Annotated in this window: 20 protein-coding genes and 1 tRNA gene; 10 read left to right on the top strand and 11 right to left on the bottom strand. The window is 66.4% G+C overall.

Annotated elements, in window-relative coordinates; genetic code table 11:
• Positions 1–18: 18 nt before the first annotated feature.
• The 3 genes from ASF09_RS01815 to moaA all read right to left on the bottom strand — a co-directional run bounded on the left by ASF09_RS01815 (position 19) and on the right by moaA (position 2,003).
• Positions 19–93 (bottom strand) — tRNA-Asn (locus ASF09_RS01815).
• Positions 94–195: 102 nt separating this feature from the next.
• A complete protein-coding gene (locus ASF09_RS01820; protein WP_060524140.1) occupies positions 196–975 on the bottom strand; it encodes an NAD kinase in 780 nt (259 codons plus the stop codon).
• The gene (gene moaA, locus ASF09_RS01825; RefSeq protein WP_443024936.1) at positions 972–2,003 is read right to left on the bottom strand and encodes a GTP 3',8-cyclase MoaA; all 1,032 of its coding nucleotides are present in this window, start codon (positions 2,001–2,003) and stop codon (positions 972–974) included. The genes ASF09_RS01820 and moaA overlap by 4 nt, the downstream gene beginning before the upstream one ends.
• 121 nt (positions 2,004–2,124) lie before the next feature.
• Here moaA and ASF09_RS01830 point away from each other — a divergent pair, with 121 nt between their 5' ends.
• The 5 genes from ASF09_RS01830 to ASF09_RS01850 all read left to right on the top strand — a co-directional run bounded on the left by ASF09_RS01830 (position 2,125) and on the right by ASF09_RS01850 (position 9,256).
• Positions 2,125–3,798, top strand: coding sequence for an EAL domain-containing protein (locus ASF09_RS01830; protein ID WP_183128696.1), 1,674 nt, complete (start codon positions 2,125–2,127; stop codon positions 3,796–3,798).
• Positions 3,795–4,217, top strand: coding sequence for a YybH family protein (locus tag ASF09_RS01835; protein WP_235529493.1), 423 nt, complete (start codon positions 3,795–3,797; stop codon positions 4,215–4,217). Before ASF09_RS01830 ends, ASF09_RS01835 begins: the two co-directional genes overlap by 4 nt.
• A gap of 31 nt (positions 4,218–4,248) precedes the next feature.
• Positions 4,249–5,235, top strand: a complete 987-nt coding sequence (locus tag ASF09_RS01840) for a DUF2891 domain-containing protein (protein ID WP_060524143.1) — start codon at positions 4,249–4,251, stop codon at positions 5,233–5,235.
• A gap of 78 nt (positions 5,236–5,313) precedes the next feature.
• Positions 5,314–7,440 carry a prolyl oligopeptidase family serine peptidase gene (locus tag ASF09_RS01845; protein WP_235529495.1) on the top strand — a complete coding sequence of 709 codons (2,127 nt, stop codon included), beginning with the start codon at positions 5,314–5,316 and terminating at the stop codon, positions 7,438–7,440.
• A gap of 13 nt (positions 7,441–7,453) precedes the next feature.
• Positions 7,454–9,256: a DUF885 domain-containing protein gene (locus tag ASF09_RS01850; RefSeq protein WP_200912496.1), complete on the top strand. Its 1,803-nt coding sequence runs from the start codon at positions 7,454–7,456 to the stop codon at positions 9,254–9,256.
• A 118-nt stretch (positions 9,257–9,374) separates the two neighbouring features.
• Here the strand turns inward: ASF09_RS01850 and ASF09_RS01855 are convergent, their stop codons facing one another.
• Positions 9,375–10,268, bottom strand: coding sequence for a N(4)-(beta-N-acetylglucosaminyl)-L-asparaginase (locus ASF09_RS01855; protein ID WP_235529497.1), 894 nt, complete (start codon positions 10,266–10,268; stop codon positions 9,375–9,377).
• A 377-nt stretch (positions 10,269–10,645) separates the two neighbouring features.
• Here ASF09_RS01855 and ASF09_RS01860 point away from each other — a divergent pair, with 377 nt between their 5' ends.
• From ASF09_RS01860 to ASF09_RS01880, 5 genes are all read left to right on the top strand, one after another.
• Positions 10,646–13,711: a TonB-dependent receptor domain-containing protein gene (locus ASF09_RS01860; RefSeq protein ID WP_235529501.1), complete on the top strand. Its 3,066-nt coding sequence runs from the start codon at positions 10,646–10,648 to the stop codon at positions 13,709–13,711.
• A 131-nt stretch (positions 13,712–13,842) separates the two neighbouring features.
• The gene (locus ASF09_RS01865; RefSeq protein ID WP_060524890.1) at positions 13,843–14,850 is read left to right on the top strand and encodes a zinc-dependent alcohol dehydrogenase family protein; all 1,008 of its coding nucleotides are present in this window, start codon (positions 13,843–13,845) and stop codon (positions 14,848–14,850) included.
• 14 nt (positions 14,851–14,864) lie between these two features.
• Positions 14,865–15,110, top strand: coding sequence for a glutaredoxin domain-containing protein (locus ASF09_RS01870; RefSeq protein WP_060524892.1), 246 nt, complete (start codon positions 14,865–14,867; stop codon positions 15,108–15,110).
• A complete protein-coding gene (locus ASF09_RS01875; protein WP_060524147.1) occupies positions 15,107–15,646 on the top strand; it encodes a TspO/MBR family protein in 540 nt (179 codons plus the stop codon). Before ASF09_RS01870 ends, ASF09_RS01875 begins: the two co-directional genes overlap by 4 nt.
• Positions 15,643–15,987, top strand: a complete 345-nt coding sequence (locus tag ASF09_RS01880) for a thiol-disulfide oxidoreductase DCC family protein (protein WP_060524149.1) — start codon at positions 15,643–15,645, stop codon at positions 15,985–15,987. Before ASF09_RS01875 ends, ASF09_RS01880 begins: the two co-directional genes overlap by 4 nt.
• A 13-nt stretch (positions 15,988–16,000) precedes the next feature.
• Here the strand turns inward: ASF09_RS01880 and ASF09_RS01885 are convergent, their stop codons facing one another.
• The 7 genes from ASF09_RS01885 to ASF09_RS01915 all read right to left on the bottom strand — a co-directional run bounded on the left by ASF09_RS01885 (position 16,001) and on the right by ASF09_RS01915 (position 25,095).
• Positions 16,001–16,897 carry a glycosidase gene (locus ASF09_RS01885; RefSeq protein WP_060524150.1) on the bottom strand — a complete coding sequence of 299 codons (897 nt, stop codon included), beginning with the start codon at positions 16,895–16,897 and terminating at the stop codon, positions 16,001–16,003.
• A 3-nt stretch (positions 16,898–16,900) separates the two neighbouring features.
• Entirely contained in the window at positions 16,901–17,674 is a 774-nt protein-coding gene (locus ASF09_RS01890; RefSeq protein ID WP_060524152.1) for an SDR family NAD(P)-dependent oxidoreductase, read from the bottom strand.
• Between the two features lie 133 nt (positions 17,675–17,807).
• On the bottom strand, positions 17,808–19,097 hold the full coding sequence (locus tag ASF09_RS01895) for a glutamate-5-semialdehyde dehydrogenase (RefSeq protein WP_200912507.1): 1,290 nt from the start codon (positions 19,095–19,097) through the stop codon (positions 17,808–17,810).
• Positions 19,098–19,214: 117 nt separating this feature from the next.
• Positions 19,215–19,511 (bottom strand): putative quinol monooxygenase, encoded by a 297-nt coding sequence (locus tag ASF09_RS01900; RefSeq protein WP_082443987.1) that lies wholly within the window; start codon positions 19,509–19,511, stop codon positions 19,215–19,217.
• Between the two features lie 64 nt (positions 19,512–19,575).
• A complete protein-coding gene (locus ASF09_RS19530; RefSeq protein ID WP_082443988.1) occupies positions 19,576–21,738 on the bottom strand; it encodes a GDSL-type esterase/lipase family protein in 2,163 nt (720 codons plus the stop codon).
• A complete protein-coding gene (locus ASF09_RS01910) occupies positions 21,735–22,793 on the bottom strand; it encodes an endo-1,4-beta-xylanase (RefSeq protein ID WP_235529503.1) in 1,059 nt (352 codons plus the stop codon). Before ASF09_RS01910 ends, ASF09_RS19530 begins: the two co-directional genes overlap by 4 nt.
• Positions 22,794–23,031: 238 nt before the next feature.
• A complete protein-coding gene (locus ASF09_RS01915) occupies positions 23,032–25,095 on the bottom strand; it encodes an alpha-glucuronidase family glycosyl hydrolase (protein WP_235529505.1) in 2,064 nt (687 codons plus the stop codon).
• Positions 25,096–25,257: the final 162 nt, after the last annotated feature.

Here is a 25,257-nt window from a genome sequence, read left to right on the forward strand (position 1 = left end):
CCCTTTTCCAAGGCGGGGTGGCTCCCTGAGTAGGATTCGAACCTACGGCCACTCGATTAACAGTCGAGAGCTCTACCGCTGAGCTATCAGGGATCGTTGCCGAGGGCGGCTCTATAACTGGCCCTCCGGATCATGCAAGCGGGTTTCGACGCAAATCCGTAAACTTTCGTTCCGGCCCTGCATCGGGCAGCCGCGTCAGGAGATAAACTGCTCCATCGTGATGCGGTCGTCGAGCGCATGCTCCGGGTCGAACAGCAGTGTCAGCTCGCGGGCGCGGTCCATGCAGATGTCGACGCGGGCGATATCGCGGATTTCGCGCTGGTCGGCGACCACCGATACGGGCCGCTTGGCGGCATCGAGGACGCGGACGCCGATCCGGGCCTTGTCGGGCAGGATCGCTCCACGCCAGCGCCGCGGACGGAACGGGCTGATCGGGGTCAGCGCGATCATGCCCGAGCCCAGCGGCAGGATCGGGCCGTGCGCGGACAGATTATAGGCTGTCGAGCCGGCGGGCGTGGCGACCAGAATGCCGTCGCAGGCGAGTTCGGGCAGCACGATCCGCTCGTTTACCGTGATCTCCAGATTGGCGGTCTGGCGGGTCTCTCGCAGGAACGACACCTCGTTGATCGCGGGCAAAGTGTGGGTTCGGCCATCGACGCCGATCGCGGTCATCGTTAGCGGCACGACCTTGAAGGGCTTCGCGCGCTCGAGACGATCGAGCAGGCCATGATGGCGCCACTCGTTCATCAGGAACCCCACCGTGCCGAGGTTCATGCCGAAGACCGGCACCGGCGGCTTGCGGCGCTCCAGCATGGCATGGAGCGTCTGGAGCATGAAACCGTCGCCGCCGAGCGCGATGATCGCGTCGGCTTCGTCGACCGCCACCCAGTCGCCCGTATCGGAAAGCTGGGCTTCGGCGGCGCGAGCGGGCGGGGTCGTGGATGCGACCAGCGCCAGCCGCTCGAACCGGCTCATCCTCCGGTGACGCTCATGTGACGCGAGACCGCAGGGCGCTCGCCGACGCCGATACGGAAATCGTGCGCCTTCGGCTTCGCGAAGAGCCCGGCATCGATCGCTTCGTCGAGCCCGGCCGTGCCGCCCTCGCGCAACGCGGCCTTCAGATCGACCTGATCATCGTGGCCGAGGCACATGTAGAGCTTACCCTCGGTCGTCAGGCGAACGCGGTTGCAGCCGTCGCAGAAATTGGCGGTCAGCGGCGATATCAGCCCGAGCCGGGTGCGCGTGCCGTCGACGTTCCAATAGCGCGCCGGGCCACCGGTCTTGTACGCATCGCGCGCCAACATGAACTGCCGGCCCAGGTCGTCGAACACCTTGGTCAGCGGCAGGAAGCGATCGGTGCGATCCTCGTCGATCGCGCCGAGCGGCATCGTCTCGATCAGCGACAGATCGAAGCCTTCGTCGCGACACCATGCGAGCATCGGCGCGATCTCGTCCTCGTTGAAACCTTTCAAAGCGACCATGTTGATCTTGATCGCCAGTCCCGCGTCGCGCGCCGCCATGATCCCGCCGATCACCTGCGACACGTCGCCATGACGGGTGATGTAGCGGAAACGCTCCGGGTCGCGGCTGTCCATGCTGACGTTGACGCGGCGAATGCCGGCGTCGACCATCGCCTCGGCATGCTGCGCGAGACGCGTGCCGTTTGTGGTCATCGTCAACTCTTCCAGGCCAGATCCGATGTTGTGGCCCAGGCGCTGGACGAGTTCGGCGACATCGCGGCGGACGAGAGGCTCACCGCCCGACAACCGGATCTTGGTGACCCCGCGTGCGATGAACCGCTCGGCGATGATCGCGATCTCTTCGAGGCTCAGCAACTTGGCACGCGGGAGGAAGGTCATCTGCTCGGCCATGCAATACCGGCACCGAAGATCGCACCGGTCCGTCACCGAAATCCGGAGATACTTGATCGTTCGGCCATGCGTGTCCCGCAACGGCTTTTGCGCCGGAACGCCGGGCAGGGGGTTGGCGGTGTCGATCATCATAGACGAGCTAAGCACAGGAGGGGCCTCGAACAAGGCCGAACCGGACGGTAATGGATTGGCGGGCAGCGACGCTGCGGCTAGGCTCGCACCGATGGGGTGGGGTGCGACGGATATGGAAGACATGCAGACGGCAACGACGCTGTTCGCGGTATCGTTCCGTCAACGCGATGAGATCGCCAGGATTTTGGCCGATGCCGGCGCCGGTGCGGACTGGCATGCTGCAGTGACGAGCGATGCCGTGGCGATCGAAAGCCGCTTTCTTGCAAGTGGCGCGGCGGTGGCGCTGATCGACGCGCGCGGCGCGCTCGACGAGGGTATCGCGGCGACGCTCGCGCTGGGCGGGCTGGTCGCCACCAACGGCGCGGCGCTGCTGGTGCTGGTGTCGCGCGGCGATGTCGAGGCGATCGGCGAGTTCTTCGATGCGGGCGCAACGCAATTCCTGACGAGCCCGGCAGCCGATAGCGAGTTGATCCAGGCGCTCCGCTTCGCCGGGCGCCATGCGGTCCGCTCTTCTGGGAGCGCGGTCGACCGGCGCAGGATTCCTGGCGCAACGCTGTACGACCGCGAAACCGGCGACGTTCGCCGCTGGATCATCGGCCGGATCGCCGCCGACTGCCCGGTCGCGGTGGTGCTGGTGTCGTTGTCGCGGCTCGATATCGTCAATGCGGCGCATGGGCGGCCGATGGTGGACGCATTGATCGAGACAGCGGTGCGGCGGACCGAGACGATCGCGCACGCGGCGATCGACGTGGACTCGATGGTCGCTCGACTTGGCGGGTCGGAATTCGCGCTGGTGATCGAGGCGTCGGGTGCAGCGGTGACGGCAGCGATCACCGCGCTCGACGCGGCGCTCGCGCGGCCGTTCGCGGTGGCCGATACGCGTGCCGTGCTCGGCTGTCGGTTCGGGGTGGCGCAGCGGCAGCCGGGCGACGACGCGGCGGCGTTGCTGCGCCGCGCCAGCGAAGCACTGGCGGAAGCCAAGGCGAGTGACGGATCGGTGTTGCATGTCGCGCTGCCCGACGGCGTCGCGCCAATCGATGCGCTGGCGATCGACCTGCATCACGCGATCGAACGCGACGAGATCGACTTGCGCTGGCAACCCCAGGTCGAAATCGCGAGCGGCCGGATCACCGGTGTCGAGGCGCTGGCGCGGTGGAGCCACCGGACGCTGGGGCCGCTCGGCGCGGACACGCTGTTCGACGCCGCCGACCGCGCCGACCTGGGGATCGCCTTGTCCGATCATATCCAGCGGCTGGTGCTCGCGCGTGCGGTTGCCTGGCCGGCGGCGCTGAACACGTTGCGGGTTTCACTGAACCTGACCGCGGCGGATATCACGCGGCCGGGGTTCGCGGCGCTGTTCCTGGCACGGGTCGACGAAAGCGGCTTTCCGCGCGGGCGGTTGACCGTCGAGATCACCGAGACCGGGCTGATCGAAGACCTGGCGGCTGCATCGGCGTTGCTGGCGGAGCTACGCGGGGCAGGGTGCCGCGTTGCGATCGACGATTTCGGCACGGGCTATTCGAGCCTGGCCTATCTGAAGTCGCTGCCGCTCGATTACGTCAAGATCGATAAGTCGCTGGTGCGCGATATCGACGGATCGGCGCGCGACCGGGTGGTGGTTGCCGGTGCGATCACGATGGCGCGGTCGCTCGGGCTCGCGGTGATCGCCGAAGGCGTGGAAACGCCGTCGCAGCTCGAATTGCTCACGGCGGGCGGCTGTGGTCTGTACCAGGGCTTCCTGTTTTCGGAGCCCGTCGACGAACCGGCGCTGCTCGAACTGGTGGGGAAAGAATGATGCGTGCTCTGCTGGTGCCGATCGTGATGATGAGCGCCGCCGCGGCGCCTGCACAGGTCCCGGCCGAGACCGCCATCCGCCAGACGATGGCGGTGAGCGCGGCGGGCTGGAATGCGGGCGATCTCGCGCGGTTCATGGCGGTGTATGCCGACGATGCCGTGTTCGTGACGCCCAAGGGGCTGCTGCGCGGCAAGACGGCGATCGCGGCCAAATATCAGCCGAGCTTCCGCGGCGTCGGCAATGCGCGAGGCACGCTGTCGTTCGCAGTCCTCGAGATGCGCGGGATCGATCCGCGGCATGCGATGCTGTTCGCACGCTGGACGCTGACCGGGCCGTCGACCGTGGAAAGCGGGATGACGACGCTGGTGTTCGAACGGCGCGGGACCGCGTGGCAGATCATCGCGGACCACAGCAGCTGACACCCGACCTGCACCGATACGGGATGATGGAATGACCGACACGCTCGATCGCACGACCGCGGCGCGGTTCGCCGGGCTGACGCTGGGGCACCTGACGCGCCAATGGCCGTACAAGCTCGACCAAGTGCTGGACGGCCCCGGCGACCTCGCGCTGCCGAAGACGCTGCACCCGGTATTCCACGGCAGTTTCGACTGGCACAGCTGCGTGCATGGCTGGTGGCAGGTGATGCGGCTTGCGCGGCTACATCCGGACATGTCCGAAGCCGCCGAGGTCGAGGCGCTAGCGCATCGGATGCTCGTTCCTGCCTTGATCGCGGGCGAGGTCGCCTATCTCGATCGGCCGGGCACCGGCGGGTTCGAGCGGCCTTACGGCTGGGGCTGGCTGCTAGCGCTGCATGACGAGCTGGCATTGCGGCCCGATCGGCCGTGGGCGGCGGCGGTCGAGCCGTTGGCACGCGCGTTCGCAGGCCGGTTTGCGGCGTACCTGCCGAAGCTGATCTATCCGGTCCGCAGCGGCAAGCACGACTGCACCGCGTTCGCGCTGGTCCACGCGCTGCGCTGGGCGCGGACGCACGACGCGACGCTCGCCGCGCTGATCGAGGCGCGCGCGCGGGACTGGTACGGCGACGATCGCGATTGCCGGCCGTTCGAGCCGAGCGGGGAGGATTTCCTGTCGGCGACGCTCTGCGAGGCGGCGTTGATGAGGGACGTGCTCGGGGCCGAGTTCGCACCGTGGCTGGCGGCGTTCCTGCCCGATCCGTTCGGTGCCGCGACGGCGTGCTTGCGCTCCCCCGCGATCGTCAGCGACCGGTCGGACGGCCGGCTCGCGCATCTCGACGGCGTGAACCTGTCGCGCGCGTGGTGCTGGCGGACGATCGCCGACGCGCTGCCCGATCCTGCCGCCGCCCGCGCCATCGCCGACGCGCACCTGGCGGAGGCGCTGCCGCACCTCGCGGACGATTACATGGGCGAGCATTGGCTGGCGACGTTCGCGCTGCTCGCGCTCAAGGCCGACTGATCGCGGATCGGCTGGAGAGAAGGGGTTAGCAGAGCGGACTAGGCTGCCTAAGGTCGCATCATCGAACGAAAGAGAGTGATGATGCAAAGACGCTTGCCGTTCCTGGCCTTGCTGGCCCTTTCGACCACCGCGCTGGCACAGACGCCCGCACCGACTTCGGCTCCGCCTCCGGCCGCAGACCCGAACGCGTATCTAGAGGACATCCACGGCGCGCGGGCGCTCGATACGGTCAAGCGGTGGAACACGCGGTCGCTCGCCGCGCTCGAAGCCAAGCCGGGTTATGCCGCGTATCGCCAGCGCGCGCTCGACCTGCTGCAGGACGCGCGCCAGATCGCGACGCCCGATCAGATTCTCGGCGATCAGGTCGTCAACCTCTGGCAGGACAAGGCGAATCCGCGCGGGCTGTGGCGGGTCGCGTCGCTCGCCTCGTTCGGCAGCGGCAAGCCGGTGTGGCGGACGCTGATCGACGTCGATGCGCTGGGCAAGGCCGAGAGCAAGAGCTGGGTCTGGAAGGGCGCGACCTGCCGATCGCCCTCCTACGATCGCTGCATGATCGCGTTGTCGAACGGCGGCGGCGACGCGGTGGTCGAGCGCGAGTTCGACATCCCCTCGGGCAAGTTCGTCGCGAACGGCTTCGTCGTACCGATGTTCAAGTCCGGAGTGAATTGGGCCGGGCCAGACGCGCTGTATGTCGCGACCGATTTTGGGCCGGACAGCCTCACCAGCTCGGGCCTGCCGCGGACCGCCAAGCTGTGGCGACGCGGCACACCGCTGTCCGCCGCGACCGAGATCGCCAGCGCCGCGCCGAGCGATGTCGGGATCAATACGGCGGTCTTCACCGAGGGCGACCGCCGCTATGCGCTGGTGTCGCGCGACGTCGATTTCTTCCATGCCAAGCGGAGTCATGTCGCTGCCGATGGCCGACTGGTGGCGACGCCGTTGCCCGACGATGCGGTGATCGACACGGTGCTCGATGGGCGGCTGATCGCGACGCTGTCGTCCGACTGGCGCGGCATTCCTGCCGGCGCGGTGGTCGCCTATGCGATCGCCGACGTGCTGGCGGGGCGCGCACCGACGATCGAGCGCGTGCTGGTGCCGACCGCCAAACAGGCCGTCGAACAGGTCGATTCGAGCAAGTCGGTGTTGTGGGTGAAGATGCTCGACGACGTGTCGGGGCGGCTGGTGTCGCTGACGCGGGGTGCGGACGGTGTCTGGACCCAATCGGTCGCGGCGTTGCCTACCGCGTCGACGATCCATCTTGAGGCGACCGCCGGCAAGGACGATCTGGCCTATGCGATGGTCGAGGGGTTCCTCAGCCCGCCTGCCTTGTATGCGGTCCGACCAGCTGTCAAGCCGGTCGCGGTCGACACACTGCCGGCGCGGTTCGATGCGGCCCGGATGCAGGTCGAGCAGCGGTTCGCGACGTCGAAGGACGGGACGAAGATCCCGTATTTCCTCGTGCGCAAGAAGGGCACGACGGGCCCGGTGCCCGCGCTCGTCCATGCCTATGGGGGGTTCCGCAACGCGCAGACGCCGACCTATCTGGTCGATCAGCCGTATCGCTCGGGCCCGGCCGGGCTGTTCTGGGTCGAGGAGGGCAACGCGTTCGTGCTCGCCAACATCCGCGGCGGCGGCGAGTACGGCCCGCGCTGGCATCAGGCGACGCTGCGCGAGAACCGGCAAAAGGCGTATGACGATCTCCACGCGGTCGGCGACGATCTGGTGCGGAGCGGAGTCAGCGCCAAACGCAAGATCGCGGTATCGGGGCGGTCGAACGGCGGGTTGCTGGTCGGCGTTGCGATGGAGCAGCGACCCGATCTCTACGGCGCGATCGTGATGGGATCGCCGTTGCTCGACATGCAGAAATATTCACATTTGTCGGCGGGTGCGTCGTGGATGGGCGAATATGGAGATCCTGACAAGCCGGCGGACTGGGCGTTCATCGGGAAATACTCGCCATACCAAAATCTGAAGCGCGGCGTGAAATACCCCGTGCCGTTCATCTATACTTCGACCGAGGACGACCGCGTCCACCCCGGCCACGCGCGCAAATTCGCGGCGCGGCTGGAAGCGTATGGTGACCCCTTCTTCTATTACGAGAACCCCGAAGGCGGCCATGCGGCGGGCGCCGACAAGATCGAGGACGCCAAGCGCGCCGCGCTCGTCACCGTCTATCTGAACGCGCAACTCGCACCACAACGCTGATCGTTAGGAATTCATGATGCGTAATGTCCGTTTGTTGCTCGGCATCGCGATGTTGGCGCTGCCCGTCTCGTCGATCCCCGCGCCCGTGCTGGCTGCGCAAGCCGAGACGAGCGCGTTCGCGTCTCTGTCGAAGCGCTATGTCGATGGCCTCGCCCGGCTAAATCCATCGTCGGCGACCGCGCTCGGCGATCACCGGTTCGACACGCAGATCACCGACATGTCCGCCGCAGGGCGCGCTAGGCGAGAGGCGTTCTCGAAGGCGATGCTCGCTGATCTCCAGCGGATCGACCGCAAAGCCCTGTCGCGCGAGGAGCAGGTTGATGCGGCGCTGCTCGACAATGCGCTGCGCTACGACATTTGGGATACCGAGACGCTCGGCGGGTGGGCGTGGGACCCGCAGGTCTATAACGACATCGCCGGCAGCTCGCTCTACTCGCTCGCCGCACGCGATTTCGCACCGTGGCCGCAGCGGCTGAACGCGGCGACCGCGCGGATGGCGGCGCTCCCCGCCTTGCTGGCGCAGGCACGCGCGAACATCGTGGTTGCGCGCGTGCCGTCGATCTACGCGACGACGGTGGCGAAGCAGAACAGCGGCATCGTCGACATCGCCGAGACCATGCTCGCGCCGCACAAGGGCGAATTGTCCGCAGCCGATGCCAAGCGGTTCGACGCGGCGCTCGTCAAACTGAAGGCGGCGGTCGCCGAGCATCAGGTCTGGCTCGACAAGACGCTCGTCCCCGGCGCGAAGGGCGACTTCCGCCTCGGCGCTGCGCTCTACGACAAGAAGCTCGGCTTCGCGCTGCAATCCGACCTCACCCGGACCGAGATCAAGCGCCGCGCGCAGGCCGCGATCGTCGACACGCGTGCGCAGATGTACGCGATCGCGCGCCAGATCTTCGACGCCAAGCCGGGCGCGCTACTGCTCCCCGACAAGCCGACCGACGCGCAGCAACAGGCCGCGATCCAGCTCGCGCTCGAACTCACCTACGCCAAGCGTCCGCCACGCGACGGCATGATCGACGCCTCGACCAAGGCGCTGGCGCAGGCGACCGCGTTCGTCCGCGACAAGGGGCTGGTCGGGATGCCCGACAGCCCCGTGAAGATCATCACGATGCCCAAGTTCCAGCAGGGCGCGGCAGTAGCCTACTGCGATTCCCCCGGCCCGCTGGAGAAGAACCTCGGCACGTTCTTCGCCGTGTCGCCGATCCCCGACGACTGGACAGATGCGCAGGCGACGTCGTTTCTGAGCGAATATAACGACTACATGATCCACGACCTGGCGGTGCACGAGGCGATGCCGGGGCATTATCTCCAGCTCGCCCACGCCAATGCAACGCAGTCGACGCTGCGCGCGGTACTCGGCTCGGGGCCGTTCATCGAGGGCTGGGCGGTCTATGTCGAGGGCATGATGGCGGACGAGGGCTTCATGAACGGCGATCCGCTGTTCAAGCTGACCGTGCTCAAGATGCGGCTGCGCTCGATTTCGAACTCGCTGCTCGACATCGGCATCCATACCGAGGGCATGACGCGCGAGCAGGCGATGCAGCTGATGACGCACACCGCGTTCCAGCAGGAGCGCGAGGCGGCCGGCAAATGGGTCCGCGCGTCGCTCGGCTCGACGCAGTTGCTGAGCTATTTCACTGGCTATTCGGAGCACATGGCGCTGCGGGAAGAGGCCAAGAAGCGGCAGGGCGCGGCGTTCGATCTCAAGCGCTACAACGACGCGTTGCTGAACCACGGCTCACCCCCGGTCCGCTACGTCCGCGAACTGTTGTTCGACCTGCCTATCAGTGAACGGCGTCATTCGGTCCAGTAGATCGTGAACCGGGCCGCTGAGCCCCGGTTCGCGATCGGACGACGGATATTCCGCCACAAGAATTTCCGTGGGGCGTGATTGGTATTGCGGTCTGTCGGCGTTCCGCTTCAATCTCGTGTCAGGCCTGAAACAGCGAAGCAGCCTTGAGAACCTTCGTCACGCCGTGCGCGTCGGTGACGGCGTATGTAAATCCCGGAAGCAGGCAGAACGCGCCGACATTGCCCTTCGGATCGAGCGCGAGGAAGCCGACTTGCACGCCGCGGATGGCGTCGCCGCGCAGATGGGCGATATGGCGCACGACCTCCTCGCACGCTTTTTGCGGGGAGGCGCCCGACCGCATCGATGCGACGACGCGCGCCGACCCCGCGACCCGGGTGACTTCCTCGCCTAGTCCGGTCGAGGTTGCACCGCCGATGCCGGCTTCGACGTAGAGACCAGAACCGACCTGCGGCGAATCGCCGACGCGGCCGCGCATCTTGAACGCCATCCCCGAGGTCGTGCAGGCGCCGGCGAGACGGCCGTCCGCGCTGCGGGCGAGCAGTCCTATCGTATCGTGGTCGAGCGCACCGCCGGGAGTGCGCGTGCGGTTCTCGCTATTGGCTTCGGGTTGGTATTTCGCGGTCTTGAGCCAATCCCGCCACGCCTTCTCGGATTCGGGAGTCAGCAGAGATTGCTGGGGAAACCCCTGATCGCGCGCGAACCGCGTCGCGCCTTCTCCGACCAGGAAGGTGTGCGGGGTCCGTTCCATGACTCGGCGGGCAACGGAGATCGCATGGACCGTATTCTCCAGCGCCGCGACCGCGCCGACCCCGCCGGCATCGTCCATGATGACCGCGTCCAGCGTGACGTGCCCGTCGCGGTCCGGATAGCCGGCATAGCCGACGCTGTGGTTGGTCGGATCCGCTTCGGGCACCATCGCGCCGGCCTCGACCGCATCGATCAACGTGCCACCTGCTCTGAGCTTGGCAAATGCCGCTGCGTTCGCCGCCGCGCCGAAATCCCATGTCGACACGATCGTCGCGCCTTGTCCCCCGGACGTGCCCCCGGGGGCGGGAGCGCCGGACGCCTGCGCGTATGATGCAGCCAGTGACAGAGTTCCACAGGTTCCCAGACCCGCGAGCAATGAGCGCCTTGTCGTCAACGGTCGATCCTCCATCGGGTGTATGTGCAGCATGCTACGCAGGCGCAGCCGACGCGCCAAGAGGTGACGCACATTTGCAACAATCCATCGTAAATGTTCCATAAAGGTATTGCATAGGTATTGACGGAACCAATTATCTGATCAAGCGTGCTGGGAGGAACTGCGCGGTCGTACGGCGCTGTCGGCCATAGGGGTAGGATATGAATTTCAGTCATTCGGTATCGCGCATTGCGCTTGTGGGATCGCTCATGATCTGGGCCACGCCCGGAGTGGCGCAGGATGCCACAGCGAGCCCGGTCGCTCCGGCTCAGGCTCCAGTTCAGGTTCAGGCCCCGGCTCAGGCCCCAGCCCAGGACAGCGCCAACACGCCCGCACAAGCCAAGGTTCAGGCCGACGCGACCACCGCAGTCGCTCCCGCCAACGCCGATAGCGGCGCGAACCAGTCGATCGTCGTCACCGGATCGCGAATCCAGCGCCCCAACACGACCTCCGCCGCGCCGATCACCTCGGTGACCTCGCAGGACATTCGCGCGCAGGCGGCGGTCAACGTCGAGGACGTGCTGAACCGCCTGCCGCAGGTCGCGCCCGACAGCCAGCAGACCTATGCCGATTCGGACGGTCGCCAGCGGATCAAGCTGCGCAGCCTCGGCTTCGAGCGCACGCTCGTGCTGATCGACGGCAAGCGCATCGGCACGCAGAACGGCCAGGACGTCGGCATCATTCCCGCGACCCTGCTGGAGCGCGTCGACGTGCTGACCGGCGGCGCGTCGTCGGTGTACGGTTCGGACGCTGTCGCGGGTGTCGTCAACTTCATCCTCAAGAAGGATTTCGAGGGCATCCAGCTCGACGGCAATTATAACTTCTACAACCACAACAACAAGGACACGGTCGTGTCGCCGCTGGCACGCGCCGCGGGCTTCAACAGCGTGCGTGGCCTGACCAACGACGGCGGCCGTGCCGACCTCACGCTGACCGCCGGCAAGAAGTTCTTCGACGGCAAGCTGCGGATTTCCGGGTTCGCCAACTACAAGCATACCGACCCCGTGCTGCTGTCGGACCGGTCGAACACCGGCTGCTACCTGACGCAGACGAGTCTGAACGCGCCGATCTCGTGCGGCCTGACACCGAGCAGCTCGACCAGCGGTCTCGTCACGCCGCTCAGCGGCGCGAACAAGGACGCGCAGTTCGTCAACAATCCCAACGGTTCGCGCACCTTCGTCCCGTTCGGCGCGGGCCCCGGCAACGCCTCGAACTATTTCAACAATTATTCTTATCAGCGTCCGTCGGAGCGGATCAACGCGGGCGGCTTCGTCAGCCTCGACATCTCGCCCAACGTCGAGCTGTACGGCTCGGGTATCTGGTTCCGCGATAAATCGTACACCAACTATCCGGGGATCGCGGGCGGCAAGGTTCAGGTCAGCTGCAACAACCCGTTCCTGTCCGGGACGCAGGCCACCGCAATCTGCGGCGCTGCCGCTGGAACCGGCACGACGGTGCCGATCAATCTTGCCTACCGTCTCGGTGACAACAACGATCAGCCGGACAGCTATTTGAATACCGGCGCCCGCTTTACGGCCGGTATCCGCGGTAAGGTCGGCAGCGCGTGGACTTACGATGTCGGCGGTGTCTATGCCCGTAACCATCAGGACTACACGCCAACCTTGATCAATTCGACGCGACTGCAGAATTCGATCAACGTCGGTGGCACGCTGGCGGCGCCGACCTGCGCCACGACCGCCGATGCCGCCTGCGTCCCGTTCGACGCGTTCAGCGCCGGCAACACCAATCCTGCGCTGGTCAGCTATCTGTTCAACAAGGGTACGGCGGTGACCACCGGCACGCTGTACGACGTGCAGGCCAACGTAACCGGCGACCTCGGCAAATACGGCGTGACCTCGCCGTTCGCCGAGCAGGGTATCGCGATCGCCCTCGGGACCGAATATCGCAAGGATACGCTGAAATCGACTGCCGACGCTGTGTATCGCGCTGCCCGCCAAGGCACCGACAGCTATCTGAAGCAGGATGTCTGGGAAGCGAACGCCGAGCTTCAGGTTCCGCTGGTCGAGCATATGCGATTTGCCGACTTGCTTCAGGTCAACGGCGGCTATCGCCTGTCCAAGTACAGCAGCAATCCGGACACCTTCAACACCTGGAAAGTCGAGGGCATCTACGCGCCGGTCAGTGACCTGACGTTCCGCGCCTCGTTCAACAAGGCGCAGCGCGCGCCGACGGTCACCGAAATCGGCCAAGCCGCGAACGTCGATTTTGCATCCGGCGGTGCGGGCACCTTCAACGATTTCTGTGCGCCGACCGTCACCACTGGGCCGAATGGCGTGATCTACGGCGCGCCGGTCGCGTCGCGTGATGTATGCCGGGCAACCGGTCTGTCCGACGCGCTCTACGGCAGTCAGTCCTTGCTCTGCAGCAACGGCACGGCCCCGAACGGTTCGGCTGCGTGCACCGTCCGTTCGGGTGGCTTCACCGCCGAGCCGGAGACCGCGTACACGCAGACCTACGGCTTGATCGTCAAACCGCGGTTCGTCCGTGGGCTGTTCTTCTCGGTCGATCGCTACCGGATCAAGATCAACGATTCGCTGACCTTCAACGACTACAGCTACTACACCGACGGGTGTCAGCGTTCGAACGGCGACGCGTACTTCTGTCAGGGCATCGTCCGCAATCCGGGCACGGGCACGTTGTTCTCCAACGCCAGCACCAACCCGACGACTGGCTTCATCCGGCAGGGCACGACCAACTACTACACGTCGATCGCGCGCGGCTATGATTTCCAGGCGCAGTATACGATGGACCTCGCGACGGTCGGCAAGATCGACTGGAACTTCAATGGGTCGTTGACGACGTTTGCGGGTGGCCAGGACTCGCCGGTCCAGCCGCAGCGCAACTGCGCGGGCTATTACGGCAATGGCTGCGGCCAGCTGATCCCGAAATGGTCGCACGGCCTGCGCGCGACCTACACGACGGTCGGCCGCGGTTTCAGCGCGTCGTTCAACTGGCGCTATGTCGGATCGCTGACCAATGCGGACAATTCGGGTGATCCGGCGATCGGCGGCACCGACGCGCGGGCACGGACCAGCTACTACCGGGTCGCGCCGCAGAGCTATTTCGATCTCGCGCTCAACTTCGCGATCGCCAAGCAGTTCTCGCTACGTCTGATCGCGAACAACCTGTTCGACAAGAACCCGCCGATCGTGGTGGACTCGTACAACGTCGCACTCGCACGGACCAACACGATCCCGTCGCGCTACGACTCGCTCGGCCGCAACATCGCGATCGGTACGACCATCAAGTTCTGATCCTTCCTCTCCCCGACCTGAGGGCTCGCCAGCGATGGCGGGCCCTTTTTTTGTGCCGGACGACGTGGCGAAGGATTTAGGGTCGGGGCCAGTTCGGCGGGGCGGTGCGTTACAGCATCGAAGGAGCCGACATGAAGATCATGACGCTACGATCCCCCGCGGGTCTCGACAATATCGCGATCGCCGAGCGGGACGATCCAGGCGCGCCGCCGCCGGGCGCGATCCGGGTCGCACTGCACGGCAGTTCGATCAATTTCCACGATCTCGGCGTCGCGCTTGGCCGGATGCCTACCGAGAACGGTCGCGTGCCGCTGTCCGATGGCGCGGGGATCGTCGAAAGCGTCGGCGAGGGCGTGACCGAGTTCGCGGTCGGCGATCATGTGGTCTCGTGCTTCTTCCCGGATTGGCAGGACGGCACGCCCACCATCGGCGATTTCAGCCGCACCCCGGGCGACGGTATCGACGGGTTCGCGCAGACCCACGTCGTGCTGCCAGCCACCGCGTTCACCAAGGCACCCAAAGGCTATGATTCCGTCGAGGCCGCCTCGATCACGACCGCAGGCCTCACCGCGTGGCGCGCGCTGGTGGTCGACGGCAAGCTGAAGGCGGGGGACACCGTGCTCCTGCTCGGCACGGGTGGTGTCTCGATCTGGGCGTTGCAGATAGCCAAGGCGATGGGGGCGACCGTGGCGATCACATCGTCGTCCGACGAAAAGCTTGCCCGTGCCCGCGACCTGGGGGCCGACTTCACACTCAATTATCGGAGCGAACCGGGCTGGGGGCGAAAAGTCGCGGACTGGACCGGCGGGCGCGGCGTCGACCATGTCGTCGAGGTTGGCGGTCCCGGTACGCTGGCGCAGTCCATAGACGCGGTCAGGGTCGGCGGGCACATCTCGTTGATCGGCGTGCTGACGGGGATCGGTGGCGAGGTGCCGACAGCGGCACTGATGGGCAAGCAGGCGCGGCTGCAGGGCCTGATCGTTGGCGGCCGTCGCGAGCAGCAGGATTTCGTCCGCGCGCTGGAGACGACCGCGATCCGCCCGGTGATCGACCGCCGTTTCGCGCTGGACGATCTCGCCGAGGCGTTCGCGTTCCAGCAGAGCGGCGAGCATTTCGGCAAGATCGGGATCGAGTGGTAGAGAGGATGACGGACATGGCCGAGACGAAGAACGCGATACTGTACCGAATGATCCTGCCGGATCACACCTGCCCGTTCGGCGTACGCGCGAAGACGATGCTGGAGCAGAACGGCTTCCAGGTCGACGACCGGATCCTGCGGTCACGGGACGAAGTCGATGCGTTTAAGCAAGAGCACGGCGTCGCTACGACTCCGCAGGTGTTCATCGATGGCGAGCGGATCGGCGGCAGCGACGATCTCGAGCGGTATCTCGCAGCATGACGACCAGCGAACCCGTCCCATCGGTCACAGGTCTTTCGCGCACCGCATCGGTGGCGATCGTCGCGGCGGTGTTGGGCGTGAGCGCGGTGCTCGGTCGACGCAATGCCCCGGATCCGTCGCATCCGCGGATTCGGCGCTGGTACAAACGCCTCGACAAACCGAGCTTTACGCCACCCGACGCGGTCTTCGGCGCCGTCTGGCCGGTGCTCGAAACCGGTCTTGCGGTCGGCGGTTATCGTCTGCTTCGTCAACCCGCCGACAACACGCGTAACGCCGCGGTAGGCCTGTGGCTGCTCAACACCGGCATGATCGGCGCGTGGACCGAGATCTTCTTTCGCAAGCGTGATCTCGATGCCAGTGCGATCGCGTCTGGCGCGATGATCGTCAGCGGGGCCGCGTATGTCGCGACCGCCGCGAAGGTCGATCGTCCGGCGGCGATCCTTGGCGCGCCGTTCGTGGCGTGGCTGGGGTTCGCGACAGTTTTGGCGGCGCGGATTTCGGCGCGGAACGAAGATGGAGCCAAGACGGCCACATGACGAAATTGACGGTTTGGCATGACGGTTCCTGCCCGCTGTGTCGGCGCGAAATCGCGCTGATGCGGCGGCTGGATCGTCGCGGTGCGATCGAGTTCGTCGACGCGAGTGAACCGGGCACGGTCTGTCCGACCGACCGCGATGCGCTGCTGGCACGGTTCCATGCCTCGGAAGACGGTCGGATGCTGTCGGGCGCGGAAGCGTTCGCCGCGATGTGGCGCGCCATACCGGTGCTACGGCCGCTCGGGCTCGTGGCCAAAAATGCCGTAGTCCTGGCGATCCTCGAGCGAACGTATCGGGGATTCCTCCGCGTCCGCCCGAGGCTTCAGACGCTGATGCGCTGAGTCACTACGCGGCTCAGCGCTGGTATCTGGCGATCAGCGCCCGGCGCAGCATCCGGTCTTCGAGCGAGTAATACAGCGCGATCTGGTCGCCATGCGCGACCGTTGAGGCCGCGAACGCGATATCGGTGGCATCGCGGCTGACGGCGGGTGGGGGTAGCAGCAATGGCTCGATCCCGCGGCCGGTGACGCGCGCGAAGTCCGGGCTGAAGCTGATCCAGCCGATCCGCCAGCGGGCGTCGTGCGTCGCGCCATTGTAGAACATCACCGGATCTTCGCCCGGCATTTGCCACATCGGACCGGTCGAGAGGTGCCAATTGTCCCAGCTGTCGTCGCGGATGCCGAACGGGTCGGGCTGGACGGTCCAAGGTCCTTTGGCGGTCGGCCCGGAGGCCATGCCGATCCGCGACGCGCCCTGCGCGGCATATTCGTAGAACAGCCGCCAGTCGCCCGCATCGGTCTGCGCGAGCGTCGCTTCCTTGATGTTGCCTTCGCCAGGCGGGGCTTTCAGGACCAAATCCTGCTTGGTCAGCGCGGTGAGGTCGAGCCCTGCCGCCAGGATCATGCAGCCCTGCGACCGTGCCGCATCGACGCCGGTGTAATAGACGAGATATTCGTTGTTCGGGGTCACCAGCACGGTTGGGTCTTCGCATCCGCCGAGATCTTCGGCGCCGGGGCCGGGGACGATCGCAAGCCCCGGATCCATCGTGAAGGTCAGGCCGTCGCGGCTTTCCCCGCGCGCGATGACACCGGTCGGATCATGCGGCCCGAGCGGGTAGGGGACGCCGCGCACCATGATCCGGTGGAGATTGCCTTCCTTCCAGACGAAGGGGCTCATCAGGTCCATGCCATCGATCACCGAGCCTGTGGAAATGGCGACCGTGTCGAGCTGTTCGACCGCGTAGGTGATCATCGGTCAGGCGCCCTGTGCAACGGTCAGCGACAGCGCGCCGTCGATCGTGACGGTGGTGCCGGTGATATAGTCCGCGGCGGGGGACAGCAGGAACGCGACGAGCGCCGCAACCTCGTCGGGACGCCCGGCACGCTTCCACGGAATCGCCGCTTCCTTGGTCGCCAGCTCCTTGGGATTGTCGACCGCGGACTGGTTCATCGGCGTCAGGATCATGCCCGGCGCCACGCCGTTCACCGCGATGCCCTTGGGCGCCAGTTCGAGCGCGAGCGTCGCGGTCAGCTGAGCCAGTCCGCCTTTCGCCGAATCGTAATCGACGCCGCCGGGGCGGGGCGCGCGCTCGTGGATCGACGAGATGTTGACGATACGGCCCTTGGCGCCCTTCGCTTCGAGCCCGCGCACCAGTCGCCGGCAGGTCAGGAACGGCCCGTAGAGGTCCGAGCGGATGACGCGGTCGAACTGCGCCAGCTCCATGTCGGCGAGCATCACGCCGCTCATGTTGAGCCCGGCCGAATTGACCAGCAGGCTGACCGTGCCGAACGCAGACTCGGCTTGCGAGAACAGTCGTTCGATCGCCGCCTCGTCGCCGACATCGGTCTGCACGGCGATCGCGCGCTCCTCGCCGCCGATCGCTGCACAGACGGCATGCGCCGCATCGGCATCCTTGAAATAGGTGATGACGACGCGCGCGCCGGAATCACCCAGAGTCTTGGCGCAGGCGGCGCCGATCCCGGACTCGCCCCCGGTCACAATGACCACCTGATCGTCGAACAGGTTCATCGTATCGTTCTCCGTAAAACATGACGGCTAAGGGGGGCGTCATTTCGGAGGTCGCAACGCACCATCGATACCAAGGATGCATCTGTATACGATGACATCTGTGTCACGATCCGCACCGTTCGAAACGGCCGGATCAAGGGCGGATCTGGCCACTCCCCTGGACGAGATATTTGTAGCTCGTCAGCTGCTCGACCCCGACCGGTCCGCGGGCGTGCATCTTGCCGGTGGCGATGCCGATCTCGGCGCCCATGCCGAATTCGCCGCCGTCCGAAAACTGCGTCGAGGCATTGTGCATCACCACCGCGCTATCGATCGCGAGCATGAACCGGCGCGCGGCGGCGGTGTCGCGCGTGAGGATCGCGTCAGTATGCCCCGAAGAATGTTCGGCGACGAAGGCGATTCCTGCGTCAAGCCCGTCGACGATCTTGATCGAGGCGATCGCGTCGAGATATTCGGTATCCCAGTCGTCTGCGCCTGCGGTCGCAAGCCGCGGCTCGATCGCGACCGCTTCGGCGTCGCCGCGCAGTTCGCAATCGGGCATCGCATCGACCAAGGCGGGGAGCAGCGCGGGCGCGATCGCACGATCGACGACGATGCTTTCGGTCGCGCCACACACGCCGGTGCGGCGCAGCTTGGCGTTGCGGATGATCGCGACCGCTTCGGCGACATCGGCGCCGGCGTGGACATAGCTGTGACAATTGCCGTCGAGATGGAGCAGTGTCGGCACGCGCGCCTCGCGCTGTACCAGTTCGACCAGACTACGACCGCCGCGCGGGATGGCGAGATCGACATGGTCGACCGCACGGAGCAGTTCGCCGACGACCTGGCGGTCGGGCGTGTCGACGGTCTGGACTGCGGTTTCGGGAAGACCGGCAGCCCGCAGACCCGTCTGCATGCACGCGACGATCGCAGCGGTCGAACGGCGGCTTTCGGATCCGCCGCGCAGGATGATCGCATTACCCGATTTGATGCAGAGCCCGCTGGCGTCGGCCCCGACATTGGGACGCGATTCGTAGATCATCGCGATCACGCCGATCGGCACGGCGACGCGGGTGATCTCCAGTCCGTTCGGCCGCGTGAACCGCGCCAGCTCGCGACCGACCGGGTCGGGCAGTTCGGCAATATCGTCGAGCGCCTGCGCCATCGCCTCGATCCGTGGTTCGTCGAGCCGGAGCCGATCGAGGAAGGATTCGGGTTTGCTGTCGGCGACGCTCGCCACGTCCGCGGCATTGGCCTCCAACAGCGTCGGCACGGCATCACGCAGCGCAGCGGCGGCGGCGCGCAGAGCCTGGTTTCGCGCTGCGCCATCGCTGACGGCAAGTCGGCGCGCCGCGTGTCGCGCGTTATCGCCCAGCCGTCTCACCAGTTCGGCGGCGGCGCCGGAGGCGGGGTCGCTTGCGGCGCGGGCAGGGATCACGTCCATCACGGTCATCGACAGTCTTTCCAGTCGGCAGGTTGCGGCACTCGCCCAGACCCTGCCGACCTCTTACCGTCGCGACTGCCCATGGTGCAATCGCGACGGGCAGTCTCGACGGCCGCGTCAGTCGATGTCGACGGGGTTGGTGACGATGATCGCCGGTCGTCCCGCGGCGAGATCGCGGGCAGCCAGACTGAAAGCCTTGAAATGGTCGGAGGCCATATGCTGCTGCACGGCGGCATCGTCCACATACAACTCGTTGAACACGAAGCGCTGCTCTCCCTCGGCTTCGCGCCACAACTCGTAGTGTAGAACGCCGGGTTCGGCCCGCGAGGCGGCGACGCAGGTCTTGGCAGCGGCGATGAAGGCGTCATCCTTGCCCGGCAGCACGGACACCAGCGCGACGATTTTCACGGTCATGTATCTCTCCTGTTTTCGTAGCGTCCGCCGTGCTCCCGCCGCCGCCGCGACGCAACCGTCTCGTTCACGCGCACAGCCCTGCCGGCGGACCAACGGGTGCCGCCACCGAGGGCGGACCTTGCAGAGAAGGCGAGGCGGTCGGGCGGGTGAGGTCCGTGGCGGCGGCATAATAGGGGTCGGCCTCCGCTTCCGCGAGCGTGACGAAGCGGAATCCCATCGACGTGTAGAGGCTCAGCAGTCTGGGCAGCATGCGTGCGTCGAACGCGCCGACGTGCATCAGCAGCACATAGGGGATGTCGTGCCCGAGCTGCGCCTTGGCGCGCGCGCGTGATGCGAGCGCCGCGGTGCGCGCCGCCGCGAGATATCCGGTTTCGAGCGTCGTGATCGCCGCCCGATCGCGCTTGGCGGCGCAAGCGGCGTAGGGCGGGTTCCAATTATAGTCGTCGAAGCTCATCGTGACCGCGGCGACGCGGTAGCCGCGCGCCTTCAGCGCGGAGCGGACAGCGTCGCGGTCCGCAAGTGCCTTGCCTTCGGACAGGAACGGGTAGCGGAACCAGTGCCAGTCGGTGCCTTTGGCGACACGCGCGAGCGGGGCTTCGTTGCGGACGATATCGGCGACGAACGCGCTGGCGCCGACCTTCGCCAGATCGCCGTGCGAATAGGTGTGATTGCCGAGTGGCAGTCCCGCGGTGCGCCATGCCGCGATCGCGGCTGCGGCATCGGCCGGGTGATCCAGTCCGAACCCCGCATTCATGAACCCGAAGGCGGGTACTCGGGCCGTAGCGAGCGCGGTGGTGATACCCCGGATCACGTCGGCGCGTGTCTGTCCGGGCGCGAGCGGACCGTGGGCCGGGATATCGTCGAAGGTGAGCGCGATCGCCGGGCGTGTATCTGCACCGCTCTTCAACGGTACGGGGGCGACGGGAACCGGGGCGACCGCACCGATCACCTGGCGCGTCGTCTTGCCGAACAGGGTCAGCGGAACCGCTTCGCCCATCTTGCGATATCCCGTCTCGGAGGGGTGGAGATGATCACCTGAATCATACGCCGGGGCGAGCCGGTCGGGATGCTCGGGGTCGCGCATCACGCGGTCGAAATCGATCACCGCGTCGAACGTGCCGGACGTGCGGACGAAGGTGTTGATCGCCTGGCGGTCGGCTTCGGTGGCGGGGCCGGGGTGGTAATAGTCGTTGCCCCCGAACGGCGTGATCGTGCTGCCGATCATCTTGATGCCGTGGGTATGCGCGCGCGCCACGAGCTGGGTGTAAGCTCCGGTGACCTGCGCGACGATCGCCGCGTGCTGCGCGGGCGTCGCGGGCGCTTCTCGCGTCAGCACGCCGAGGTCGTTGACCCCTTCGAGCAGGATCGCCCAGCGCACCCCGCTGCGCGCGACGACGTCTCGGTCGAACCGCGCCATCAGATTGGGACCGAGCCCGTCGAGCAGGATGCGATTGCCGCCGATCCCGGCATTGACGACGCCGATCCCGCGCGTCGCCGCGGTACCGCGCAGCCGTTCAGCGAGAACGTCGGTCCACCGCGTGTTGTGGTTGGGCTTTACGCCATAGCCGTCAGTGATCGAGTCGCCGATCGCCACGATCGTGCCGGTGTTTGCGCCCATTGTCGTGGCGCCCGACACTTCGAGATCGGCGAGCGCGTACCAGTGCGTCGTCTGCGTGGCGCCGGTGAACCCCGGATCGGCGACGTGATCGCCGGCCAGCGTGTAGCTGAAAGCGCGAGCGCCGGGGTGGCCGGTCTGCGGGGTCGCGGCCTCGGGCAGATACAGGCTGATGGCAACGTCGGCGCCGGGCGCAACCGGCAATGCAATGGGGTCGGAGTAGAGTTCGGCGCCTGCCGGAATGACCGCTCCCGTCTGCCCGGCGAACGTCAATGTCGCGCCGCCGCCGACCTGGGGTGTGGCGGGCGCGGTCGTTCGCGCAATCCGGGCCGAGCCGATCGCGAGTGGCTGCGTCCCGAACGCATTGGACAGGCGCACGCGAACCCGGTCTCCGCCTGCCGACAGCCGGATGATCTGGCGAAGCGTGACGGCGGCGGCGCGATCGGCGGGCAGCGCATTGTCGCCGTCCGCGATCATCTGCGACGATCCCCAGCTGGCGATCCAGTGCGGGGCCGACATGTGCCGAGCAGAGACGTGGCGGGCGGTTTCACGCGCGTCGGCGCTTGCGACCATCAGCACGCCGGCGAGGATTGCGGTTGCCCAACGGCTCATCGATCGATCCTTGCAGTCTTTGCGTCGTGGCGAGGCGTGCGGGCAGGCGCTGCTGCGATCGCGCCCGCAATGGCTGCGCGCATCGGCTTGGCGATGAATGCCGCGTCGTACGGGCAGGGGCGGCGACGCGCCTTGTCGGGCCGCGGCTCGAACCCTTCGATCCAGCTGTAGCGATCGGTCATCCCCCACAGCATGATGTCTCGCAGCGAGGGGTAGGCCAGCATCAGGTCGAGATAGCCGCGCGTATAGTCCGCGACCGCGCGATCGCGCACCGCGATATCCGCGGGCAGCGCGTTATCGCGGACGTCGAGCTCGGTGATGACCAGATCATAGCCCATCGCCGTCACCGCATCGAGGAAACGCCGCCACTCCCCTTCGAGCCCGGCGATGGTCGCGCGCGTATCGATACCCCGCGTGACGATATGCGATTGCACGCCCAGCGCATCGACGGGGATTTTTCGCCGCCTGAAACCCTCGAGCAGCTTGAGCACGCCGGCGCGGTGATGCGCGTTGCCGGGTTCCCAACTCATATAGTCGTTGTAGACGAGCTGTGCGTGCGGCGCCGCCGCGCGCGCGGTGTGGAACGCGAGATCCAGCGTCGCCTCGGGCCCGCCCAGCGCGCGCGACAATGCGGTCTGGTAAAGGCTTCCGTCCGCCGGTGTCACCGCCTCGTTGACGACATCGTAACTGCCGATCCGGGATCCGTAGCGTTGGCAGACGGTGGTGATGTGCGCGACGAGCATCTGCTCCGCAGCCCGTTGCGGATTTGCACCGAAGTCGTACGCTTCCTCCCAGCGGGGCATCCATTTGGGCTGGTGCCACAGGAGATTGTGGCCGCGCACCGGCAGTCCGTTCGCCATGGCCCAGGCCATCATCGCGTCCATGTGGGTAAAGTCGAAACTAGTCGCGGTGGGCCGGATCGCCTGCCATTTCATCTGGTTCTCAGGGACCAGAAGTCCACAGTCGCGCTTCAGCAGCGCGGCATAGGCGGGGTTCGCGAACGAGCCTCGATCGGCGCCCGGGGGGCTCCAGCCGAAACAGGATCCCAGTCGCATGCCTTTCGGTGCCGCGATCGACTGAAGCCCGGTCCCTCCCGTCCCTGGTGCTTCTGAACTTTGGAACGGAACCCTGGCACTGGCGCACGCCGAAACCGCTATTCCGCCGAGCATCGCGAGCCCGCGGCGTCGCGTGATCTCACCCGAATTCTGCCGATTGCTCATGCGTTTGCGCCTTCCTTCGAACGACATGCTGTGCGGCATGGCTGGGGGCCAGACCCGTGAGATATCAGGTACATCATTGCGGATTGCCCGGAGCATAGGGAAAACGCTGCGCCTTGTACCACGCCAGATCATGCGCGGGCCGCGCGGTACCGGCGGGGAGCGCCCGACCGTTGACCGACATCCAATAGGCAAGGCTCGCATCGCGCCACCACTGAGCTTCGCGCTGTTGCACGGCCAGATAGGTGGCGGTCTTGGCCCAGCGCTCCGCATCGATATCGGGTTTGAGCGCGTCCCATTTGCGGCGCATGTCCGCGACGTAAGAGACGCCCGTGTCGTAATCATGGACCATCTCCGCCCATAAACTCCGCCCCGACGTCATCCGCCGATCCCAGGGGACATGGTGGAACCACAGCAACTCGCGTTCCGGCGTCGTAGCCGGATCGCCTAGCTTGCGTGCGAGGGCGGGGGCGTATTGCGCGACCGCGTTGCTGCCGGTGCGGGTGCGGTCGAAGCCGATCCCGGCTTTGTCGGCGCGGTGGTAATAGACCGGGTTCCATTCGGGACGCTTCAGGTCGGCGATCCACGGTCCGGGGCCGTAATGATGCCCCGTCGCCATGACGTGCGCGAGGCCAAGCGGCGTCATGTAATCGACCACCGCCTCGCGCGAGCCCATCATCATCGCGACGACCGGATCGACGATCCCGGGCGAGGGGGCGAAGGTCATCGCCGCCCATTCGCGCGCGACCGGTGCGGCGCCGAGCGTCGGATCCCATGCCATCCGGCCGAACGCGTACCAGTTTGCCTGGTTGAACGTCGAGCCCGCCCAATCGCGGTCGCGGCCAATATTGGCGACGCCTGCCATCCCGGTCAGCGTGTGACCCTCGACCGAGCCATCGACAACGTCGGCGACGGTCTCGCCCGGCCGCTGCATCGTCTCGCTGCCGAGCGTCTCGGCGAACAGCGGGCCGAGATATGCAAGGTGCGTGGCGAAACCGAGATATTCCTTGGTGATCTGGAATTCGATCATCAGCGGGGTCTTGGGCATTGCGCCAAACAGCGGATGGACCGGCTCGCGCGGCTGGAAGTCGATCGCGCCGTTCTTGACCTGGACGATGACATTCGCTGCGAACTTGCCGTCGAGCGGCTTGAACTCGGTATAGGCCTGTTTGGCGCGGTCCTCGGGGTCGGTTTCCGCGTAGACGAACGCGCGCCACATCACGATGCCGCCATGCGGGCGCACCGCGGCAGCGAGCATGTTGGCGCCGTCGGCGTGGCTGCGGTGATAGTCGCGCGGGCCGGGCTGGCCCTCGCTGTTCGCCTTGACCAGGAACCCGCCGAAATCGGGGATGCTGCGGTAGATCTCGTCGCTCTTCGCCTTCCACCATGCCGCGACCTGGGGATCGAGCGGATCGGCCGTCTTCAGGCCGCCGAGTTCGATCGGGGCCGAGAACCGCGCCGACAAATACACCTTGATCCCGTACGGCCGGAACACGTCGGCGAGCGCGGCGGCTTTTGCAATATACGGCGCGGTGAGGCTGTCGGCCTTCGCGTTGACGTTGTTCAGGACGGTGCCGTTGATCCCGATCGACGCGTTGGCGCGCGCGTAGTCCGTGTAGCGCGGGTCGTGGAAATCGGGGAGCGTCCACCAATCCCACAGCGATGCGCCGGCATAGCCGCGCTCGACCACACCATCGAGATTGTCCCAGTGGTTGAGCACGCGCAGTTTCACGCGCGGCGTCGAGGTCAGGTCGATCCGGTCGAGGCTGCCGCCGGTCTGGAGATGACGCAGCAAGGCGAAGCTGCCGTAGAGCACGCCGCGATCGGTGTTGGCGGTGACGAGGAGCACCCGGCGATTGCCGAGCGTAACCTGGCGGACGCGGTACCCCTCGTCGCCAAGCGCTGCGAGCGGAAGATGCAGCGCGGCGACGGCGTCATCCTTGGCGGTGGCTAGCAGGACGGTCGGCGTGCTTGTGCCAAACAATCCCGCGCCGCGCCGCAGCTCCTCGGCCGCCGCGCGGAACGTTGGCGTATCGCCGCGCGCTTCGATCGTCGGAACGCGACGCTCACCTGTTGCTGTCGGGGTGCGATAGCGAAGCCAAAGGTCGTAACCGTCTTCGGCATACGCCGTTTCGGTCATACCAATTATCGCCGCAAAAAGCAGCGCGAACCTAACGATCGATCGGCTGAGTGCCGTCATAATCCTCTCCCGCGGTTCCACGATCGATTGACAGGATCGCGGATGACCAGTCATGGTATCGCTATCACGACGATGGCTTCGACAGCAATGCCGCGTTTCAGA

This window comes from Sphingomonas sp. Leaf242 (genome assembly GCF_001422045.1).
In the GTDB taxonomy this organism is placed as follows: Bacteria; Pseudomonadota; Alphaproteobacteria; order Sphingomonadales; family Sphingomonadaceae; genus Sphingomonas.

What these genes read in the sequence shown, in the direction of transcription:
- ASF09_RS01835 (WP_235529493.1), top strand. Translation starts at nt 3,795, where the DNA reads ATGATGCGTGCTCTGCTGGTGCCGATCGTGATGATGAGCGCCGCCGCG.
- ASF09_RS01885 (WP_060524150.1), bottom strand. Translation starts at nt 16,897, where the DNA reads ATGATCACCTACGCGGTCGAACAGCTCGACACGGTCGCCATTTCCACA.
- ASF09_RS01845 (WP_235529495.1), top strand. Translation starts at nt 5,314, where the DNA reads ATGATGCAAAGACGCTTGCCGTTCCTGGCCTTGCTGGCCCTTTCGACC.
- moaA (WP_443024936.1), bottom strand. Translation starts at nt 2,003, where the DNA reads ATGATGATCGACACCGCCAACCCCCTGCCCGGCGTTCCGGCGCAAAAG.
- ASF09_RS01890 (WP_060524152.1), bottom strand. Translation starts at nt 17,674, where the DNA reads ATGAACCTGTTCGACGATCAGGTGGTCATTGTGACCGGGGGCGAGTCC.
- ASF09_RS01900 (WP_082443987.1), bottom strand. Translation starts at nt 19,511, where the DNA reads ATGACCGTGAAAATCGTCGCGCTGGTGTCCGTGCTGCCGGGCAAGGAT.
- ASF09_RS01875 (WP_060524147.1), top strand. Translation starts at nt 15,107, where the DNA reads ATGACGACCAGCGAACCCGTCCCATCGGTCACAGGTCTTTCGCGCACC.
- ASF09_RS01820 (WP_060524140.1), bottom strand. Translation starts at nt 975, where the DNA reads ATGAGCCGGTTCGAGCGGCTGGCGCTGGTCGCATCCACGACCCCGCCC.
- ASF09_RS01865 (WP_060524890.1), top strand. Translation starts at nt 13,843, where the DNA reads ATGAAGATCATGACGCTACGATCCCCCGCGGGTCTCGACAATATCGCG.
- ASF09_RS01915 (WP_235529505.1), bottom strand. Translation starts at nt 25,095, where the DNA reads ATGACCGAAACGGCGTATGCCGAAGACGGTTACGACCTTTGGCTTCGC.
- ASF09_RS01910 (WP_235529503.1), bottom strand. Translation starts at nt 22,793, where the DNA reads ATGCGACTGGGATCCTGTTTCGGCTGGAGCCCCCCGGGCGCCGATCGA.
- ASF09_RS01840 (WP_060524143.1), top strand. Translation starts at nt 4,249, where the DNA reads ATGACCGACACGCTCGATCGCACGACCGCGGCGCGGTTCGCCGGGCTG.
- ASF09_RS01880 (WP_060524149.1), top strand. Translation starts at nt 15,643, where the DNA reads ATGACGAAATTGACGGTTTGGCATGACGGTTCCTGCCCGCTGTGTCGG.
- ASF09_RS01830 (WP_183128696.1), top strand. Translation starts at nt 2,125, where the DNA reads ATGCAGACGGCAACGACGCTGTTCGCGGTATCGTTCCGTCAACGCGAT.
- ASF09_RS01850 (WP_200912496.1), top strand. Translation starts at nt 7,454, where the DNA reads ATGATGCGTAATGTCCGTTTGTTGCTCGGCATCGCGATGTTGGCGCTG.
- ASF09_RS01895 (WP_200912507.1), bottom strand. Translation starts at nt 19,097, where the DNA reads ATGGACGTGATCCCTGCCCGCGCCGCAAGCGACCCCGCCTCCGGCGCC.
- ASF09_RS01860 (WP_235529501.1), top strand. Translation starts at nt 10,646, where the DNA reads ATGATCTGGGCCACGCCCGGAGTGGCGCAGGATGCCACAGCGAGCCCG.
- ASF09_RS01870 (WP_060524892.1), top strand. Translation starts at nt 14,865, where the DNA reads ATGGCCGAGACGAAGAACGCGATACTGTACCGAATGATCCTGCCGGAT.
- ASF09_RS19530 (WP_082443988.1), bottom strand. Translation starts at nt 21,738, where the DNA reads ATGAGCCGTTGGGCAACCGCAATCCTCGCCGGCGTGCTGATGGTCGCA.